General features: G+C 40.2%; 23 protein-coding genes and 1 pseudogene. 12 read left to right on the top strand and 12 right to left on the bottom strand.

What is annotated here, in order from left to right:
- The first annotated feature begins 225 nt into the window (after window positions 1-225).
- The 3 genes from BO18_RS27760 (at window position 226) to BO18_RS27750 (ending at window position 2,158) form a co-directional block, all read left to right on the top strand.
- Entirely contained in the window at window positions 226-552 is a 327-nt protein-coding gene (locus BO18_RS27760) for a helix-turn-helix domain-containing protein (RefSeq protein ID WP_034451154.1), read from the top strand.
- A gap of 44 nt (window positions 553-596) precedes the next feature.
- The gene (locus BO18_RS34550; protein WP_051689229.1) at window positions 597-1,142 is read left to right on the top strand and encodes an excisionase; all 546 of its coding nucleotides are present in this window, start codon (window positions 597-599) and stop codon (window positions 1,140-1,142) included.
- A gap of 608 nt (window positions 1,143-1,750) precedes the next feature.
- A complete protein-coding gene (locus BO18_RS27750; RefSeq protein ID WP_034451153.1) occupies window positions 1,751-2,158 on the top strand; it encodes a hypothetical protein in 408 nt (135 codons plus the stop codon).
- Window positions 2,159-2,298: 140 nt separating this feature from the next.
- On the opposite strand, the pseudogene BO18_RS36665 reads toward BO18_RS27750, so the two are convergent.
- From BO18_RS36665 to BO18_RS27735, 5 genes and pseudogenes are all read right to left on the bottom strand, one after another.
- Window positions 2,299-2,373, bottom strand: a pseudogene (locus tag BO18_RS36665) (IS3 family transposase); the annotation flags it as partial.
- A gap of 375 nt (window positions 2,374-2,748) precedes the next feature.
- Entirely contained in the window at window positions 2,749-3,726 is a 978-nt protein-coding gene (locus BO18_RS27745; RefSeq protein ID WP_034451151.1) for a hypothetical protein, read from the bottom strand.
- A 179-nt stretch (window positions 3,727-3,905) separates the two neighbouring features.
- Entirely contained in the window at window positions 3,906-4,082 is a 177-nt protein-coding gene (locus BO18_RS35175; protein WP_185752600.1) for a hypothetical protein, read from the bottom strand.
- Window positions 4,083-4,443: 361 nt separating this feature from the next.
- Window positions 4,444-5,403 carry a tyrosine-type recombinase/integrase gene (locus BO18_RS27740; RefSeq protein ID WP_051689228.1) on the bottom strand — a complete coding sequence of 320 codons (960 nt, stop codon included), beginning with the start codon at window positions 5,401-5,403 and terminating at the stop codon, window positions 4,444-4,446.
- A 67-nt stretch (window positions 5,404-5,470) separates the two neighbouring features.
- Window positions 5,471-5,740, bottom strand: a complete 270-nt coding sequence (locus tag BO18_RS27735; RefSeq protein WP_034451149.1) for a helix-turn-helix domain-containing protein — start codon at window positions 5,738-5,740, stop codon at window positions 5,471-5,473.
- Between the two features lie 565 nt (window positions 5,741-6,305).
- On the opposite strand from BO18_RS27735, the gene BO18_RS27730 reads away from it, so the two are divergent.
- The 5 genes from BO18_RS27730 (at window position 6,306) to BO18_RS33720 (ending at window position 12,532) form a co-directional block, all read left to right on the top strand.
- Window positions 6,306-8,051 carry an MATE family efflux transporter gene (locus tag BO18_RS27730; RefSeq protein ID WP_034451147.1) on the top strand — a complete coding sequence of 582 codons (1,746 nt, stop codon included), beginning with the start codon at window positions 6,306-6,308 and terminating at the stop codon, window positions 8,049-8,051.
- The gene (locus BO18_RS27725) at window positions 8,048-8,686 is read left to right on the top strand and encodes a haloacid dehalogenase-like hydrolase (protein WP_034451145.1); all 639 of its coding nucleotides are present in this window, start codon (window positions 8,048-8,050) and stop codon (window positions 8,684-8,686) included. Before BO18_RS27730 ends, BO18_RS27725 begins: the two co-directional genes overlap by 4 nt.
- On the top strand, window positions 8,687-10,276 hold the full coding sequence (locus BO18_RS27720; RefSeq protein WP_034451144.1) for a xylulokinase: 1,590 nt from the start codon (window positions 8,687-8,689) through the stop codon (window positions 10,274-10,276).
- Window positions 10,277-10,945: 669 nt separating this feature from the next.
- Window positions 10,946-11,503, top strand: coding sequence for a helix-turn-helix domain-containing protein (locus tag BO18_RS34120; RefSeq protein ID WP_066738466.1), 558 nt, complete (start codon window positions 10,946-10,948; stop codon window positions 11,501-11,503).
- Between the two features lie 24 nt (window positions 11,504-11,527).
- The gene (locus BO18_RS33720) at window positions 11,528-12,532 is read left to right on the top strand and encodes a CPBP family intramembrane glutamic endopeptidase (protein WP_051689227.1); all 1,005 of its coding nucleotides are present in this window, start codon (window positions 11,528-11,530) and stop codon (window positions 12,530-12,532) included.
- 197 nt (window positions 12,533-12,729) lie between these two features.
- Here BO18_RS33720 and BO18_RS27705 read toward each other — a convergent pair whose 3' ends face one another.
- Window positions 12,730-13,191, bottom strand: coding sequence for a hypothetical protein (locus tag BO18_RS27705; protein WP_034451141.1), 462 nt, complete (start codon window positions 13,189-13,191; stop codon window positions 12,730-12,732).
- A 238-nt stretch (window positions 13,192-13,429) separates the two neighbouring features.
- On the opposite strand from BO18_RS27705, the gene BO18_RS27700 reads away from it, so the two are divergent.
- The gene (locus BO18_RS27700; RefSeq protein WP_185752599.1) at window positions 13,430-14,371 is read left to right on the top strand and encodes a DUF5104 domain-containing protein; all 942 of its coding nucleotides are present in this window, start codon (window positions 13,430-13,432) and stop codon (window positions 14,369-14,371) included.
- A gap of 216 nt (window positions 14,372-14,587) precedes the next feature.
- Window positions 14,588-14,905, top strand: a complete 318-nt coding sequence (locus BO18_RS27695; RefSeq protein ID WP_034451137.1) for a hypothetical protein — start codon at window positions 14,588-14,590, stop codon at window positions 14,903-14,905.
- A gap of 269 nt (window positions 14,906-15,174) precedes the next feature.
- On the opposite strand, the gene BO18_RS27690 is transcribed toward BO18_RS27695, so the two are convergent.
- Together BO18_RS27690 and BO18_RS27685 are read right to left on the bottom strand one after the other, a co-directional pair.
- Window positions 15,175-15,990, bottom strand: coding sequence for a CPBP family intramembrane glutamic endopeptidase (locus BO18_RS27690; RefSeq protein WP_081861279.1), 816 nt, complete (start codon window positions 15,988-15,990; stop codon window positions 15,175-15,177).
- Between the two features lie 119 nt (window positions 15,991-16,109).
- Complete coding sequence (locus BO18_RS27685; RefSeq protein WP_034451133.1) at window positions 16,110-16,409, bottom strand: hypothetical protein; 300 nt, start codon at window positions 16,407-16,409, stop codon at window positions 16,110-16,112.
- A gap of 469 nt (window positions 16,410-16,878) precedes the next feature.
- Here BO18_RS27685 and BO18_RS27675 point away from each other — a divergent pair, with 469 nt between their 5' ends.
- Complete coding sequence (locus tag BO18_RS27675; RefSeq protein ID WP_034451129.1) at window positions 16,879-17,253, top strand: hypothetical protein; 375 nt, start codon at window positions 16,879-16,881, stop codon at window positions 17,251-17,253.
- A 58-nt stretch (window positions 17,254-17,311) separates the two neighbouring features.
- Here BO18_RS27675 and BO18_RS27670 read toward each other — a convergent pair whose 3' ends face one another.
- Genes BO18_RS27670 through BO18_RS35170 form a run of 4 tightly spaced genes read right to left on the bottom strand, consistent with a single transcriptional unit; the run spans window position 17,312 to window position 18,406 of the window.
- A complete protein-coding gene (locus BO18_RS27670; RefSeq protein WP_034451127.1) occupies window positions 17,312-17,572 on the bottom strand; it encodes a PF20097 family protein in 261 nt (86 codons plus the stop codon).
- Between the two features lie 40 nt (window positions 17,573-17,612).
- A complete protein-coding gene (locus tag BO18_RS27665; protein WP_185752598.1) occupies window positions 17,613-17,936 on the bottom strand; it encodes a PF20097 family protein in 324 nt (107 codons plus the stop codon).
- 32 nt (window positions 17,937-17,968) lie between these two features.
- Window positions 17,969-18,220: a hypothetical protein gene (locus BO18_RS27660; protein WP_034451124.1), complete on the bottom strand. Its 252-nt coding sequence runs from the start codon at window positions 18,218-18,220 to the stop codon at window positions 17,969-17,971.
- A gap of 15 nt (window positions 18,221-18,235) precedes the next feature.
- Window positions 18,236-18,406 (bottom strand): hypothetical protein, encoded by a 171-nt coding sequence (locus BO18_RS35170; RefSeq protein WP_185752597.1) that lies wholly within the window; start codon window positions 18,404-18,406, stop codon window positions 18,236-18,238.
- Between the two features lie 838 nt (window positions 18,407-19,244).
- Here BO18_RS35170 and BO18_RS33715 point away from each other — a divergent pair.
- Complete coding sequence (locus BO18_RS33715; RefSeq protein WP_051689226.1) at window positions 19,245-19,691, top strand: DUF1648 domain-containing protein; 447 nt, start codon at window positions 19,245-19,247, stop codon at window positions 19,689-19,691.
- Window positions 19,692-19,761: the final 70 nt, after the last annotated feature.

The raw sequence follows: 19,761 nt of genomic DNA, 5'->3' as shown, positions 1-19,761 counted from the left end.
CGATCTTTACTCACAGTTTTTCAAAAAATTATCGGAAAACTGTGATCTATAATTATTTTCCTTCATCTTATACTGCTAATCAAGAGAAGACAAAGAATTTGCGAATGCGGATTTACTAGTAAAAAGCCGATTTGCCCGCGCTTGTGTGTGCATTCACATATTCATTGCTTCATTCAAATTATACATTGTCAGCCTTGAAGCAAGCAAGAAACGGAGGCGAAAATTATGCGAAATTATATAAAGGAAGATGAAATTATTTCAATTCTTGAATGGTATAAAGCACGCTATTTTTCTTCAAAATCGTGGGAAACAGTTTGTAGAGAGGCCGGTATTAGCCGAAAGGCATTTTATGCTATAAGGAACTCTGAAGAACAAGTTAAACGTTCAACTGTGATAAAGCTTTGTAAGTCTCTTCATATGAACTATCGGGACTTCGTTACTGTATATGAATTTAATGGGTTCACCATTCGCCAATTTAAAAGACAAGAAAACGAAATAATGCTTATGTTTCTTGGCAATGACAACGGCAGCGCCCATCGTTTATCGGCTTGAACATTCACACCATTAACAATCATTAATGCGCGAGGTAACTTGTTATGCGTACGAAAAAAAATTTAACTCCAGCAGAAAAATCGTTGTATGAAAAATTAAATGCATATCGAAGCAATATTCTTCCTGAACTCCGCTCTTGGACATGCATCTCAGCTATTGTCGGCCTCACGCGCCAAGCATGTGAGGCCTCTTACAGCCAAGAAGCTGATATAGATCGCGATTCTGTAATATTAATTGCTCTTAGTCTTGAGATGACCCTTGATGATCTCGATTATTATTTGGCTTTTAATGGATATTGTGGTCTGAGGGTCTATATTCCTAGAGACCAGATAATTATCGAAGCATTTAATAACAAAGAATATGATTACGATTCTTTGAATAAGAAGCTGATAGATGCTAAAGAAAAGCCGTTTTCTAATTACAAAATTCTTAGTCTGAAAGAAGCAGTTGCACTAACAGGTATTGGCGAGAAAAAACTTATACAAATGTCAAAAATACCCGGTTGCAGCTTTGTCATTTATGTTGGTTCAAAAAGGATGTTCATAAGAAGGCAACTTCAGGAGTATCTAGAATCAAACTATTCTGTGTAAAATACATTCATTCCTGAACAATAAGTCCATTGGTTTAAGTGCCGAACATATATATCTTAAATGCCCAAATATGTGCGAATCCTTTCATATTTACGCATTAGAAATCGCATATTGGCATGAATACCACAAATTAGCCATTTCTTACACCATTTGCGAACTGAGCTGTGCGCACCAGAATTGGAGATTTGTCGTACCTTCACTTTTAAGAGAAGTGAATTCTTGGAGTTTAACGTGAAGATACGTGAATCTAAATACATGGACTGAATCGTCCCGACGCAATGAAGCCGCTTAATAGATAAGCACTATAAACTCATTAGTTTGAGGACGTTATAAACGGGATTTGCGATCGATTTAGAACAATATAAAAAGAACAAACTAGAAATTAACGGCTGGATCTAAAATCTGACCGTTTTTTCATTCTAGTTGCTTTAACACGCAATTAACCAATTTGGTTGAGACGTTTTTCATTTCGTAATATAATGCTTACAACTTAATCATAAAATCAATTTCTTAGTGATTGAATTGAATAAAATTGCTCTCGTATAATTTGCGTATCAAGGGAGAGTCGTAATCCTTTATATAAAAATATAAATAGGAGGTTGATTGAAATGAAAAAAATTTCCAATATAGCTGGAATTATCAGTGGAATTATCTCTATTGTATTTTCTTTTGTTATCAAAAGCATGAGCGCTGGCTCATATGAGCGAAGCCAAACCTATGGTGGAGATGCCTATACTGGAATCCAAAACGCATCCGCGCAGGCTGCTAATAACGTGAAGGACTTAACGCTTTTGGTGCAGTCAGGAATATTTGCGTTTTTGCTCGTGTTCGGCATTGCACTAATCTGTTTCTTCCTGTCACGGCTGTTTGAAGAAACGCATACCATTGAGAATATGACAGCCAGCACATTACTGAATAAGACTGATGCAAGCACTGTCCCAACCTCTCCCGTAGCAAAACCTGAAATTCCCTCCGCAAAGGAGAATACGGAAGAAAAGGTACGCGGTGTTGAATAGTCGGTGAACCACAAATCAAACCAGATGAAATAGGGTATGTAAACTAACGAAAACCGTATTTTGTTGAAATCGTATTCTTTAGTCAATACAGTTAAATTCCTATGAAACCTTATTGAAGTGAACCCCTGAAGTTGGTTGATTTAAAATGAGTATAAGGACTGATTCCTTGCCTGGCAAGGAGTCAGTCCTTTCAATTTGACCTGATTTCTCTCGTTGTTATAGTACTACACCGATGCACGAACAGCGCACAAAATCACTGAAAAGCCTCAATGATATAGGGTTATTGGCATCTAAGCTTTGTTTGGTTAATTAAACACACTGATACGAAAGGAGGTCATAATGGAAACTAATTGAAATAAATACCAACTTACAATAAACCACCCACTTGAGAAAGGTTACCAGCACGAACATATCCAAAGAGTCCTTAGTGAGCATTCTAAACTACTAAGCTAAATCAAAAAGTTCAAAACATCATCAATGGATAAACCCGGGTAAACATTCCCGGGTTCTCCATTTTTATATCTTCTGTAGCATTCACTTAATAAAATATTTGCCGCTTTCCATGACCGTTCTTATTAAAGAGGTCGTACTTAATTATTATTTATACCCTGTTCTTCAGGTAACATGTAAGGAGGAAAAACCTCAACAGCATAAATGCCATACGAATCAAAAACAAAATAGGTAACTGTTAGCGGAATATCGCATCCAACATCATAAGTCCATTTGCCTTTAGCTATATCCTTGGAAATTAGTTCAAAATGAGCATCTAGATAAAGCATGTACTTGCCTAGGTATTCCCCCGTGGTACTAGGGGTACTATAAAAATACATAAAGTGGTCTTTTTCGGAATATAGAGCTTGTTTATTATATTCACAAATATATTCAAATCTGACCGCATAACAATCTGTATAACACATTTCCACAATCAGATCTTTGACCTTATTGAGAATTTCAATACCCTCATCCGGAGTTATAATTCCGAATTCCTTTTTTATTTCCTCAATGTTATTTTCATAAGATAGTTTCTTCATATCCTCGAGCATAGGTATTGTTTCATCTATCAAAGAGACAGTCTCTGCCATATTAAGAGCATCGAATTGCTCGCTAATCTCATCAATCTTATCAGCAATGATCTTATTCTGATCAACATACCAATTCAAATGATCAGCTCGAATGGTTTTGAGCTTTTCACAGCCTGGAATGCTGTTCTGCAATTCAACAGGAAGTTCATTAACTACTGCTTCATATTCAGATATCTTTGCATCTAATGAAGCCGACATTTCCTCTTGGGATAGTGTATCAATTTTAGAATCAAACAGAGTAATTAACCTAGTTTTTGCATCCTCAATGTCTTTATTCTTAGAGTCCTTTTCTGATAATGTGGAATATTTCAAGAACGCATTCTTAATTGCATCCAAAGAGTTTTCATCTGTTGCGTTCTCAGCCACTCCAACAGCATCAACAAATTGCTGCTGATATTCATTTAAACCACATCCACACAAAGAAAATACGATAGACAAAACTAGTATTATAGGAATAAGCATTTTTATATAGTTTTGCTTTTTCATAATTGTTATCCTCCTGTTTATATTTTTATATTCGCATTTTATCGTTCGCACATTTTGATAGTGTTATTGAAGTGTTAATCCAAAGTAAATAAATTTGGGATGATAAAACCCGCTTGTTCGCACTTCCTGTATATTATCTGATCCAAGGACCATCCTTGGATAAAGTCATTATAACATGCCTACTCAGCTAAGCCTGACATCCCCATCTTAACCGTGAGATCACCAAGACTCTTATCGAACTGGTCCTTAGAGATGGCTCCGCGCTCCAAAAACGCCTCAAGAGTCTTCTTCTGCTCCAAATATAACTGTACCTTCTTTTGTTCAGGAGATAGCTTCTCCCACTCATACTGTTCCATCGAAATATTCCTCAAAAACTTCATTACCGGGAGGGTATTATAGCACCCTCATCCTCGAAAATTTTGAAGAAAAAATCGAAAAATGGCAAAAAACATTTTCAAAACCATCGAAAAAACCATTGAAACCTCATTTAAGGCTACTTTTCTGACAAGCGGAAGTTAATGTACCAAACTGAACCAATACTGTACCAATCAATGCACATAAGGGGTGCAGCGATCTACTGAACCAATCGGGCTACTGTACCAATTACTTAACCAAAAAGTAGTGACGCGATAACGCAAAAAGCAAGGAAACGTGAAGGCTGCGAGGTAACATCCCTCATAAAACGTGAGGACAAACACACCTCCCGTTAGAACTCGTTCACCCGCGACAATTAACTCCCGACATCAATCTATCTTCCTTGTTGATGAAAATAAAACCTGTGATACCCTCAACTGCAATATTACTCCAGCCGGCTTCTTCCTGTCTTCTATACTCATCAAGGAAGGCATTGTAGACTTCATCAATCATGGGAATCGTTCTTATACCGCTCTCTGTTTTGGGTTCAGAGATATGGTACGGACAGCCAACTGTGGATTCCCTTAACGTAACTATAGAATGGTCAATGGTTATCGTCCTTTCTTCGAAGTCGATATTATCCCAGAGAAGGCCTAAACACTCTCCGATACGCATTCCTGTACCAAACAGGATAATGAGCAGGTTACGCCACAGTGCGCATTCCGGGGCATTTCTGACATAATCCAGAAAAGCCGTTTCCTGTTCCTCTGTCAGAGCATGCCTGATGCCGTGATGAAGGTTGTGATTCTTTCTGAATTCTTTCAGCGCATTGTTCGCCGGATTGAAACTTAAGATCCCGTCATCCACCAGCATCTGGAATGTCGGGTAGATCAGTGTCTGGATATTGTCCAGAGTGCCTATTGATATTCTGTTATCGTATAACGACCTGTAGAAAAACAGAATATCCGTTCTTTTGTATTGATTCACGATTTTCTTTCCGAACCGGTCCCTCACAAAATGATCAAATGTGTAATGATAGTTGTCGATTGTCGTTTTTCTGAGGCTTTTCTTGGTTCCCATATAGAAGTCAAAAGCTTCATTAAGAGTAATTATTCCGCGGTTATAGACATCTGAAATAGATTTCATTATCCCAAGGAGATCACGTTCTTTGCTCCTCAGCTCATAAATATCCTTCGCATAAATACTACACCGCTTTCCGGTAGAATCCTTATAACGATAGACATATAGATGGTCTTTATTTCGAAAACCTTCACCTGTATGCAACTGATTTCCAAAAGGATCATATCTCAGTTTTTCAGACATAAATATACCTCCCTCATATAATGAAAAGGAGTATTGCACATCGCGAAAACCATGTCCGCACAAAATATTAGGAGTCCGGATTAGTTACAAAACTTATAAAGTCATCAAAGGAAAACCCAAGAACATGTTGTATGACCATCAGATTCAACCAATTGGTTGCCACTCGGCCGCGTTCTATAAGCAAAAGTGTATTCCTGTCCATATTCAGATTGCATCCTTTGTCTATCAATCTAAGTAAACCTTCTTGCGTTATCCCGTTCTTTTTCCTCGCATTTACTATAAATTCCCCTGCTCTTTCCAAAAGTAATTCCTTGTCCAGTCCTGCATAATTCATCATTACATCACATCCTCCTTTTCTCAAAATAAGGAAAAGGATAGGATTTCTTTTTGCCAGAACACTGGTTTCATTTATAAATTCGAGCCAAATACTTCCGTATATCGATAAAAAGCGCCGCTAGACATTTTGCAAATTCGTTAATCTATTCCTTATATATTTCGTTTCTTCATAATAAGCTTTTACGACCAAACATAATTTGCAACATAGGTTAACAATATTAATCTCAAGGGTCCTTTCTGAATCTGAAAAACTATTACGTGAGACCATACTGCTGCCACCATTTATAGCATTTGCAACAATTAGCGTGAAATGCGTTACTTTGCATTGAGGCTCATGTATTTTTGCTTTTTCTATATTAGGATTGCATTCCTGAAAATATTTATTGCTGTTGATGCCCTGAAGATCAGCAATATTATCAAATTCGCCAGCACTATTTATTTCATCATATAGTTATCAGACAACCATTAAATAATTTGTCGAGGTTAATGGATAAGTCATATGATATGACTATAGTATGGACGGAACTCTGCATTGAAATGGTAACTGCAAGACAGGTGATGACCGGATGACTCATAAAAAAGGCTTTTGCGAACAGAAATTCAGTTCCATGTTGATATCAGGTACATTCACCAAAGCGGTCATGTATCTGATGCTTTTAAGCGACAGTATCATCGCAGGGTATTTTATCGGTGCATCAGGAGTTGCCGGAATCAACGCTATCACGCCGGTGACCGCCATTGTTACCTTCTTCGGCGATCTGGTTTCCACGGGCGTCGGCATCGTATTTGCCAGAGAGACCGGAGCCATGCGGAAGGACCGTGCGGATAAGATCTATGGACAGGGACTCATCATCAGCATCGGCATGGGACTGCTCTCGGCACTCTTGATCTTCGTGTCCAGAGACATGTATTTTGCCGTGAGCGGCATTACGGGTGACATATTAAATAACGCTCTCGAATACTATCGTCTGGTTCCGATAAACGCATTTCTGACCATAGTGATTTTCTATCTGGAACAGATGGTATACAGCGACGGAGATGAGCTCTGTAATAATATCTGTTACGGCTTTCAGATCGGCGGGAATGTCATTCTCTCCATAATACTTACCAAGTTTTTTGGAATGACCGGTATCATTCTCGGTTCTGTAATCGGAAACGCGCTCGGAATCCTCGTCTGCTGCTGGCACTTCTTCCGTAAATGCAATACGCTGCACTTTGTATGGCATCTTTCTATTAAGGATTTTCTTCTGACTTCACGTTACAGCATTGTGGATTCTTCCGTATATATCTGTTGGGGATTGATGGACTATGTGATGATAAGCCATGTTTCCGGACATTATGGCGAGAACGGCCTGATCACCCTGGCTGTGGTGGTCAGTCTTATTGAGTTCGGCGTCGTAATGGATGGCGTAGGCATGGCCATGCAGCCTCTGATAGGAACCTATTTCGGTGAGGGTAATCCCAAGCTCATCAAGAGAGTCATGAAATCCGGCATCAAGGCTTCGATCATAGAAGGAGCAGCAGCGACCCTTCTCATCCTGATCTTTGCAAAGCAGTTTTGCGCTCTGTTCGGAATCACCGACGGGGAAGCACTTGCTCCGTCAATTGCTGCGATCAGGATCGTCTGCCTCGGATTTGTTTTTTGCAGTCTCGTTTCCCTGACGACCTCATATTACATGCTTATCGACCGTATCGGAATGGCAACCGCGATCGCCTGTTTCCAGAACGGTCTGCTCTACATTATCCTGCCCATAACCGGTTCCCTGCTTTTCGGTTTCTACGGAATGTGGGCAGGCTTTGTCGTAGCACCGGCTGTGGCACTTACCACGGCGATGCTCTTTGTATTCTTCAGGTTCAAAAAAGACAATTTCCCCTTCCTGCTCAAGAGTCTGGAATCAGACATTGAGGTCTTGGACGGAACACTTACGCCCGATGCTGCAGTTGCCCTCTCGAAAGAAGTATCAGACAGCCTCCTTGCCCGTCAGTATCCCGCAGGAGAAGCCAACCGTGCGGCTCTGTTTGTGGAAGAAACCGGCCTGACCATCCTCGACATGAACAGCAATTCAAAGAAACCTGTTCTGATGGAGCTCTCCCTTTTCTTCGAAGAAGATTCAGTGCTTATCATTGAACGCGATTCGGGCAAGCTGTTTGACTTAACGGATCCGGATGTTCAGGTTAAGGGGCTAAGCGGATTCATATTAAGCGGTCTTATGGCGTCACATCAGGAGAAAGCTTACCTGGTTACCACAGGCTATAACAGAAACATGCTGCGATTCTCAAAAGGAGAAAAGCTCCGGGAGACTAGTGAATGAACGTATATGATTTTGACGGAACAATATTTCCCGGCGACTGTTCAATAGGCTTTGCCTTCTGGTGCCTTAAACGCCATCCCAAGCTGTGGGTAACGTATCTTCCTGATGTTTTGAAGCATGTGATCCAGCACAAGAGAGGCAAGGTACCAAACTATCTCATGCAAAGGAAAATGTTCAGTTATCTGACGATGATTGATGATTTTGACGAACAGATCGAAAAGTACTGGAACAAAAATGAGAAGAAGATTGCTGCCTGGTATCTTGCTCAGAAAAAGCCGGATGATCTGATCATCAGCGCTTCTCCGGCGTGCATCATCGGTCCGATTGCAAACAGGCTTGGTGTAAAATACATGGCAACGGATTTTGACCGTGAATTTGGTGTTTTTGTGGATAACTTAATGTATGCAAAGGAAAAAGCCAAATACATGATCGACCATGGTTTTCCCGTAATTGAAAATTTCTACTCTGACTCGCTTGCAGATACACCGCTTGCTTTGTGCGCTGAGAAAGCCCATTTGGTAACCAAAAATGCAAGCACCGTAGTCGACTGGCCGGAACTTGACTCAGAAATGATGAACAAGGTTAAGAATAAGATCGATACCGGATGGAATATCCATCTGAAAGAGGATGACTAAATGCATGTTATCATCTATGACTTTGGTACAAGCAGTTTAAAAACATGTCTGTTTATGATCGATACCCAAATACATCTTGTGGCAAGTTCCACTGCCGGTTATGGTCTTTATACTTCTGATGACGGCGGAGCAGAACAGGATGAAAATGAATGGTGGGAAGCTTTGTGTTCCACTACACGGGAACTGTTTCAAAAATCAGACGTGAAACCTGAGGAAATCAGCGGCATGGCTGCCTGTACGCAGTTTCAGGGATCAATATTCGTGGATGAACATGGCAACGCCTTAAGACATCCCATGAGCTATCTGGACCAGAGAGGCATAAAAGAATACAAGGAAGGCATGTGCGACGGTATCATCAAAGTGTCCGGATGCAATCTGTTTAAGCTTGTCAGAAATCTCAGGGTAAATTATGCTGCTTCCGTCAGCGCCAAAGACCCTGTATGGAAATATAAGTGGGTCGAAAATAATGAGCCGGAGGTGTTTTCTAAAGCCTATAAGTGGCTGGATGTCTGTGACTACCTGTTGGCACGCCTGACAGGCAGAATTGTCAGGACCGCCGATTCCGCATTCGGAACCTTCCTCTATGACACCCGTAAAGGAAAAGAAGGCTGGAACGAGAGTCTTCTTAAAATGTACAAGGTAAACCCCGCTCATATGCCGGAACTCATCGAAAGCACGGATCTTGCAGGAGAACTGACAGAACAGGCAGCAAAGGATCTGGGACTTGTAAAGGGAATTCCTGTTTTCGGAGGAGGCGGCGACACCACCTTTGTCAACATCGGTGCCGGATGCACAAGGCCCGGTGATACCCATATTTATGTCGGAACCTCGGGATGGGTATCCACCTATATGGACAGCCAGACAGTCGACCTTGATGCGATGATCACCGGTGTTCTTTCAGTAAAACGCGGATACTTCAATTATTACGCAGAACTGGAAACAGCCGGAAAGTGCTTTGAATGGGTCAAGGATCATCTGGCATTGGATGAGACAGGAATTTATCTGAATCAGATTAAGATCACAGACGTGGAAAGCAAATACATGAGTCTTTATGACTACCTTTCCGAGGAGATCAGTAAAGTTCCTCCGGGAGCTAACGGCGTGATCTTTACTCCGTGGCTTCACGGTAACCGGTGCCCGTTTGAGGATTCAAATGCTGCAGGCATGTTCTTCAACATCAGGATCGATACAGGTAAAAGAGATATGATTCGTGCGGTTCTTGAAGGTATTTGTTATCATCTACGCTGGTTATTAGAATGTGAGAGCCGGAAGGTAAAAACCTCAGACACGATCCGTTTTGTCGGCGGAGGGGCTTCCTCACCGGTTACCTGCCAGATGCTTGCAAACATCACGGGACGAACCATAGAAACAGTCAGCAATTCGCAGGAAGTGGGTGCCGTCGGGGCAGCCCTTGTTGTTGCGGCCGGTATCAAAGGTATGGATGTATTGGAATATGCGCATGACATCGTCAAAGCAGAACATGTATACACGCCAAATCCTGATAACAAAGAAATTTACGAACGCAATTACATAGTATTTAAAAAGCTCTACAAATCTAACGCAGAGAATTTCAAAGCGATAAACAGCTGATAATGTCAGGACCATTTATTCATCTCCAATATTACTATGTAAATTACAGAATAAAATAATTAGCCCTTTATATCATTCATCCCTTGTATTTCTTATTCTCAATTTATTCAAACCCATAATCCATACCATGATCTGTATTATCTGAACCATTAGGAGCTCATTCAGTCATATCAAATTTATAAAATAATGTTTGATACGATCTACGTTCTTTTTGAAATTCCTCTGTATCTTGTGGATAAGAAAATGCCATGCAAGATTTACTTCCTTTCAAATACATTCAAACTTCCAAATCACTTACATCAAGCTCACCTGACATCATTATCGGAAGACTTCTATTCGTTCAGCGGTATGTTTTCTTTAATACGCAATTGTTCCAAATTATAATACAAATATTCTTTAGTTTTATAAAAGAGTACTCAAGGTTGGTAATCATGTTATTTCTTTGTCGGTTATATTCCTGATTTTTACGGTTCTTTAGATGAGTACTCTTCTTTTGTATAATGATTTCAAATATGAACACAGTATTAGGATAATACTGCATTCGGGCTTGGATCCTGACGGGTAAACGGAGCGTAGAGTGCCTGAAAACAACGGGTTTTCTGAAGTAAACGATGCATCGGTTGAATCCATCAGACGGACGGGGTTAAGATGCAGTCGGAGGTGAGATAAATGGATGCGAACAAATTCGGTTGCTTTGTGGCTGACCGCAGAAAAGAGCTTAATATGACTCAAAAGGAATTGGCTGCAAAAATACACGTGACCGACAAAGCTGTCAGCAGATGGGAAAGAGGTCTGGGTTTTCCGGACATCAATACGATCAAAGAATTAGCTGATGCTTTGAATGTTTCCATAACAGAATTAATGACATCGGAAAAGGCTGATTCCGAGAAGACGGATGCAGTCGTAAGCGATGTTATCCACGTAGCAAAAGAAGATATCAACGAGAGGCAGAAGACTATTCTTTATTCTTTTGCCGCCACAACAGCTTTTCTGTCTGTTCTGCATGTCCTTTTGACTATTGATTGGAACTCAAAAGGAATAGGAATGTATTTTGAGTTTCCGATGATCGCGGTTATTCCCGGCATTGCCCTGATCCTGAACGGTATCATCGGGTTTATAAGAGGCCGGAAGATAAAAGGCATGATACCTATCGGACTGATCCTGGTGATATTACCTGCGGTAGTCAGTTGTACGGCCTATCTGATCTGCGGAATAGTGAACAGCTGAAACAAGAAATAGGAGTCCGGATAAATGAAAGAAATCTATGAGGCTTCCTCCAGAATGGGGGAAGTGAGTGAAAGTGCACTCAAAACTTACGGGAAAGATAAAAAAACGAATAACAACCTGTTCATATCGATAAGCAAAGCTGTCGGATTATTCTTTGCATCTCAGATGTTTTCAATGATCCTGATAACAGTATATCTGGTGCATACGAATTTTACTAAAAAAGAAACGGCCGAGGGTGTCGGCTATAATTTCAGTCTGGGAATGTCTGAAATATTAAGCACTAACAGCATCTTGATCCTTCTGTTATCTGAGATATTCATGATAGCGATTTTCGTGCTATATGCCAGATTCAAAGAGAACTTGAGCTTGCAATCTCTAGGTTTCGTCCGGAAAAATATGCCCATGTCTTATCTGGCAGGTGGAGCAGGAGCGGCATTGAGCATGCTCGTACTGGCACTGATCTGCAAGGCAACGGGGGCAATGGTGTTTACACATGATGCCGCAAATGTTCCCCTCCTGATCCTGTTTGCCGTGGGATTCGTAATACAGGGACTGGCCGAAGAAGTAATGTGCAGAGGTTATCTTATTGCACATATCACCAGACGTTATTCCGTAAAGACAGCAGTTATTGCAAGCAGCATCCTTTTTGCGCTGCTCCATGCTTTTAATCCTTCAGGCATTTCGTTTGTGGCACTAATTAATCTGTTCCTTTTCGGTGTGTTTGCTTCACTGATGTTCCTGTACAGCGAAAACATCTGGCTATGTGCCGGATTCCACACGATATGGAATTTCGTACAGGGAAATGTCATCGGCGCACCTGTCAGCGGCATTCCTATTCCGTCAATCTTCAAGATGAATGCCAATGAGAACATGTCTATCATCAACGGCGGGGTCTTCGGCCTGGAAGGCGGTATCCCTGTAACAGTCATATTGGTTACCGGCTGCGTAATTCTCTATTTCCTTATCAAGAGAAAAGAAAAAAGAACGCAAAGAAACCGTTCAGTGAAGGGGTCTCTGCAAACTCAATAAAATGCATCAGCCCATCAAGACTTTGATCTTGATGGGCTTTTCCATGAAACTTACTCAACCGAAATGTTTAATACTCTTGAACGGCCCTGCGAGAATAGCGGATTATTCATTGTATCCTTATATCGGTTACTTATACTGATAATTTACAATGCTGCTTCTACTTACTAGATCCTTTTCAATAACACATTCACATTATTTCAATCTATAAATTTCTCAGCTTCATACCCATCAAACGGATAATTTGACTCATCTTTCAACATCATCTCAATAAATACATCAATGGTTATCGGCATATGTATATAGATATGATCAAAGTCTTTAAAGTTTCTCTCCCATAAATCATCATGATAAGCATAACCGACTGTCGACTTTTGAATATCTACACATAACAGATCTCCGTTAGCGCCATCACCTATAATTAAGTATCCGTTTTCAATACATGGTTTGTTATATTCTTCAAATGCTTCTTCCATTATTGTTTTGACGCTATATAGCCGAGTCGCTGCTACGCCATTGGGAGAAACATAGAAAGACAAATCCCTTCCCATACAAGATAAGTATTCAATAACAGCATCCGATATGCCCAATTCTAGTAATTGTTGGGGAACAATAACGTTTTGAAAAGATACACTATATTTTTCGAAAATGTCTTTTACCAACTACATGCCTCCATAAACAATCCTGAAGAGGAAAACTATTATTACAGTTTTTCCAGTTCGACTAATCTGTATATCTTCCTGATAGTTTTCCCGGCTATGAGGTCTTTCCCTCATACCAGTTAATTATACCATCCGGGTAAGGGATTCTTCAGGGGTTCAGAATACTATGTTGGGGTATAATATCGAAGAAGTCTGGATGATTATAAAAGGCAAAGACAGCAGAATAAAGGTGGGATTAATGAAACACACAAAAACAATTGCGAGCGTTCTTTTCGCTGCAGTTATCACAACTTCTTTTTCCGGGTGCAGCAGGTTCATAGCTGACGCCTCGTCAATATTTGAAGAAACGTATGAGATAAGTTATGCGGGCGAGGTATCTCAAATGGAACGCTCTGAAGAGATGATGGATAACGTCATCTCATACATCAATGCCGATGATAAGGCCGGTCTTAAGAATTTGTTCTCGGAAGTAGCTATCGAAAGAGCCGAGACGCTGGATAGCGACCTCGATTACCTTTTGAAGAATTACGATGATATCAAGGCCACAGGAGAGATCAATTGCAGTGCTTATGGTCAGGGCGGCGATGAGGGCTGGTTTTATCTGTCCTGTTATTGTGACATAGAGACTTCCCAGGGTAAGATGAGACTTTCCTGGGAGGATTGCCCGCGCAAAGTTGATGAGAGGTCTTGTGAGGGATTATATTCTCTCGCCATCATGGATATAATCGAGCCTTTCTATAAGACAGCAGGTGTTTACACGCCGGAACTTCAGAACTATATGGTCAAGGGAAATGCTTTCGTCAGAGCTAATGGTGTCAGATTCCATGATGAAATTGAATACGTAAGAGAATGCCTCTCGGATGATTGCTTCGCAGATCATGACGAAGAAGAACTTCTTGCTCTGGAGTGGCTTCTCTCATGTCACCCTGTTACCAATTTTCTGAAATGGACAAAAGAATCCGGAGATACCGTATATGTCTTTATTGAAATGTATCTGAACCATAACTCTATTGTTCTATGTGCCGGCTACGATAAAGAAAATCCTAATTTCATAACGCATATATCAATAGTCGCTTCTGATAAGGACAAAGTTCCGCCGGCTGATACTCATTCAAGTGATACGATAATCAATGCCGGATTAGGTGATGTTCTTGATCTATACCGGAAGTCTCACGATTAAGGAAGCCTGAAAGCAGTTTTCTTCTTACATAAATATATATCCGTTCATGTGGTATGTTTTATTCCTGATATAACCTACAATCGTATCATCCACACAAACTTGAAGTTGTCATAATTCGTCTTTGGGTACGTATATTTGTTTTCTGTTCATTTACAGTGTGTTAACTTGATAAATCCTATAATTTATCTATACAGATATGTGAAAGGAGAGTTTTCTATGTCAGATGAAAAAATGAAGGAATTATCTCTTGATGATTTGAATGGTATTTCAGGCGGAGTAGGTTTCGATGCTCCATGGGAGTTTCTGGATTCGATTCCAGATGAGAAACTTAGAAAAGCATGGGCGGTAGCATTTTGTATTCCTCAGAATTTCTCTTCTTGGGCCGAATTTGACAGCTATTTTGCGAAGCCCAACTTTGCCAGTGCCTGGATGGAGGCCGGTGGAGTAACCGGTATTTCTGAAAAGGAGTTCAAGAATATTTGCAGACAGGCTATAAAGATACAGCAGGGCAAGATGGATTATCCAACTTTCTAACATAATTATCAGAATAGTTGCTAATAATTATACCGCGCTAAGGCTTCCATATGGTTATTACTGAATTTGTGAGCTGCTGTGTAATCTGTATAATCCAAGTTTAAGTTTATTCGGGATAATCGATCTTTATCTGTGATATCCCGGCCTCCTGTCTTGTTTTCGTTATGATATCTGATGATTTAAACGACCACTACACTTGCATTTTCGTAATAGTTTCAGTTCCTCTCAATCACAGATAAAGATATCCTTCAAAAGCCTGATAGTATGCATCACTTCGAGTGATGATTTAATTTACTTTCACTAAATATCCAAAATAAAGTAGCCAATAATACAACACTGAATACTCCTACCAGACCTATCTTCAGATCACTTGAAGCAAAGCGTTCTTTCGAATATATGAAATCGGGCAAATTAGCACATATATGAGCTATTATGCAGATTTGCAGTGATTTGTATTTATACATCAATAATCCGAAGGCCAATCCCATTATTGTTGCACCTGCAACAAGTATGATTCCGCCAGCCATAAAATGCATCAGCCCAAACAATACAGCGCTTACAATTATCGCTACTATAGGTTTTAGTTCCTTTTCAATGCGCGTATAAACGATTCCTCTTAATGCTAACTCTTCAGCAAATGGCGCAATAACAAGAAGATTAAGGATCATAAGTACTGTTCCCAAAAACGGTACCATTGATGAATAATATTCTGCCGAAGAAGCAATCAATCTTGAATTCTCAATGTCCGCATTTAGTGTCAAAAGGGAGAATACACTTGATAAGGAAAATGTCAGCACACATGGTTTTAAAAAATCTCGAAAAGCAAAGCTGTTCAGCTTCCATTCATTCCTGATATCTTTCTTGGGAAGCTTAAATATAAGATACAAGAACAAAACGGTTAGTATTCCTGACACAATTGTCATGCCCAGGATATTCTTATTCGCAAAGTCCTCTATCTCTGCCTGTCCGGTGATTCCTATACCGGCTGCGATTTGAATGATAAGAAAAGACAGCGCAACTTGAATAACTATGGTAAATACCATGTATAACAAAAAATATCCTATTCCTCTAAGTAATCCCTTCATCTTTTAATACCTAATACATTTTTCCCTTATGTAATTAGATTATTTAACTGTCTATTTTCTCATCTAAGGGTTGCCCCTCAGTCCTACAAAGTAATCTAACATCGTAATGCAAGCCTTCTTCATTTCTTATCTGTGTCCTTGTTCTTCTTGAAGGCTCCGACGAAAAAAACAGCATAAAGAAAACTCCAGAAGGTGTAATCCAGAACACAAAGCAGTGCCAACCATTTAATTGGGCTGATTAGGCCTGCTATCAGGATATGGATACCGCCCAAGAAAGGAATCCCAGACACGTGATGATCCGATCCCTCTTTCTGAAGATTGCGTGAAGTTAAAATCGCACCTATGTTAAACACCAGATAAAAGAGCCCTATGCCGCCGAGTATGGCAGGGAATACCCAAGGATGCATCTTAAACCACATTTGTGCAGTCTCCTGTTAATTAATCAATCTATTTTTTCTTGTAAAACGGCCATCCAACAAGATTGCCGACAAGTGATATTACTGCATATGCTACTACATTCTTATTGACTAAGACACATTTGGCATCAGGTTGTTCTTTGCCGACTTTGATATCCAGCTTTCCTTCTGTACAAACGAAGAATTGCATCATGGCATGGCGATGGATTGTTGCGTCCATTACATCTGTCATAATGGTTATCTTATCTACGTCCCAAAAAATATGATTCATAGTTTAGAATCCTGTTGATTATATGTTCCATTATACAATACGAGCTAGGATTGCTCCTAGCTCGTACAATTCAGGATAAGCAACTCTTGGACAAGAATCTGTTGCTTAAGCATCAGATCAAATTGACTATACTGATTGTTTGCTTTCGTAGCTTCTGTGATAATGAAGCCATCAAACATAACACAACAGGAGGACAATGTGATGGATAACAAATTCATACCGTCAGATGATATTAAGGCAAAGATTGAAGATATCGCCAAAAATCGTAGTAATTATGAACCGCTGAGTGCTAAGGAATTAGACGAAGTATCCGGCGGAATCGATGGTGATGACGTTGTTAATGTTGATAATATCAGGATAAACGGATGGTCATATAAAGAGTTGTACAAGATATTGTGCTGGACATATGAATCTTATTATATCCCCGGCGAATCTTGGGATTATGCCAAAGGTCTTACTGTAGATGTTGCAGAGAGCTTTATTCCTTCAGTCAGGTGGAAACAGTGTATGTATTTACCTTATCCCCAATTTATCCAGGAAGCCATGCGAAGGATCTGGCTTAAGATTCCGACTTGATAGAAAGCTTATTCACGGTAATTTTATACTCAAAGAATCAGGAGGAATTCAAAACAGATTACTTTCTTTTTTCACCATAGGTATCTAAAATGACTTTCTTACATGCGTCACACATATAAGCTTTAGTCAAGGCTAAGCCAAACGCATCAAATTGATCCGCATGTAGTCTTAACCCGTTACTCGTTAGTCCGGCTTTGTTTTCATCGTCATTCCAATAAAGAAATCCACTACCAGATCCACGGGTTATAAGCCCGGCACGGGTTGCTCCGCTACGGACAAAACCTTCCTTCATCTCTTCTGAACAAAATGGACATTTCATAGCATTCATCTCCTATCGCACAACAAAGGATCGGTCACGATCATGACCAAATGCCTTTCTTTTCAACAAGGGAATCTGCTACGCCTTTCATACATGCTTTACATAGCCAGAATGACATTTTATCGAACTCGAAAGGTTCTATTTCTTTCCAAGACTTTCCAAAATACATAGCACCCTTTTTCTTATATCTGAAATCAGGTATATTTCTCAGAGGCTCTTCCCCATCCGGATACCATGGAAAACCTTCTCCTTGATTAGCATATAAAAAGCCATGCTCCATCTCTTTTCCACAAAATGGACATTTCATATTATTCAACTCCCATATCCCATATTCATAAACAGACAAAGGACCTTCCTTTGTCATAGGTATTATATCATGACCGTAACGTCAATAATTCAGTCATACCAATGACGTGGTCTTCCGATACCAGAATCACGCTTCTTGCGTTCACTATCCATCACAGCCTCGGCTTCCTCTTTGGTTGAATAGAGACGATACTTCTTAAGCCTTATACCGCTGCCATAGTTTTGTACATAGCGAAGAGTGTAGAAATCACCGGTAATCCGCATGATCTCCATCTCCATAACATACGAGTTGTTGGAGATTATAAAAACATGCTGTCCTACACTGTATTTCTTATCTTCCATCTGGATTGATCACACCTAATTGCTGCTCATTCCCATCTTAACAGTCAGATCACCAAGACTCTTATCAAACTGAGCTTTAGAGATGGCTCCTCGTTCAAGAAAGGCCTCGAGTGTCTTCTTCTGAGTCAAATATAACTGCTTCTTCTTTTCTTCGGGAGTAAGCCTCTCCCACTCTTCTTGTTCCATTTACAATCCTCATCCGAGACATATCTCGGGCGAGGGCCATTTTAACACGCCTAAATATAGAATTGTTATTTCTTAATTATGTTGTCCCCAAAAGCAAATCAAAAATCAAAGGAATCTAACTTTTGTCTTTGAGTTATCCCCGATTCGTTACAACTAGAGGGGTCAAATATTACAAATTCAAAAAACGCCGAAAAAAACATGTGAAAAAACGCCTCGTTTGTCCAGTAAAGGTGAAGGGACATTTAAGGAACCCCTTCATCGAATCTTGACAGTTTAATAGCAAACCGTGAGGTACGTTCACTTGTATCGGCGTTAAAATACCAAGCCAAGTTGACTCCGAGCCCGCGAAGACCGGTCGAAAGATCGAGAGCGATAAGGCGGATGAGTCAGAATCAGGGTTGCACCCTGAGGGAGGCGATGACAGATACAAAGTGGGGATACTTCTGTGTTGAGCAGCGGGGCGTATCAGCCACCGGGATGGGACTTCAATCCCTACCCATGATCTCGTAACCAGCAATACGAGAGCCTAACGGTTTCCCAATAGAGAAATCCAAAAGCCAAAAAGGCTAGAGGACGACTCTACCGCAGGGGGATTGCGCGAGAAATACTGCGGAATACATTTTGCGAAGGCGAAGTGTTCAAAGCAAACGGCTAACAGTTTTGTTAATTGGAACCACAGTCTTCGCGGGTGAATAACGCAAAAGGAGGAAAAGCATTGGAAGACAAATGCAAGGTTATCGCCGTCGCCAAGGATAGATAAATCGTGATATAATTTTATTATTCGGGATGTCTCCCGGACTGGGAATTGCATTGACTGCTTTTTGTTTTGGGGATAGATATGAGAAAAGCAACAAACATAATCAGCATAGTTCTGATATTGCTGTATATTGCATTTTTAGTGATCGGATGGAGCAGCTTTCCTTCAGAGCTGCCTACTCATTTTAATGCTTCCGGGGTCGCAGACAATTTTGGGCCTAAGAGTTCGCTTCTTATTGATCCGGCAGCAATGATCGGATTATTTCTGCTTTTGGCTGTCGTAGAGACTTTCCCTAAGATATGGAATATACCGGCTGAGGTAATAGAAGATAATGAAGAAAACGTGTTGAAAACTTGTTATATGATGTTTGGCATTCTTAAGATAGCAATAATACTTATTTGTGCTTTTGCCGGTTTTATGTGTATATACTCTGGATTTCCGTCATGGCCCATGTATTTTATGATCGGGGTAATATTATTAACAATAGTGATAAGTGTTATCAAGATATATGGAAACAAATTGGTTTGAATAATAAACAGTATGTTGTCCCCAAAAGCAAATCAAAAATCAAAGGAAGGGAATTGTTAAATTACCTTCT

The sequence above is a fragment of the Butyrivibrio sp. AE2032 genome, assembly GCF_000702965.1.
Note: the sequence above shows the minus strand (reverse complement) of the source record. Positions and strands in the feature narration are given on the sequence as shown.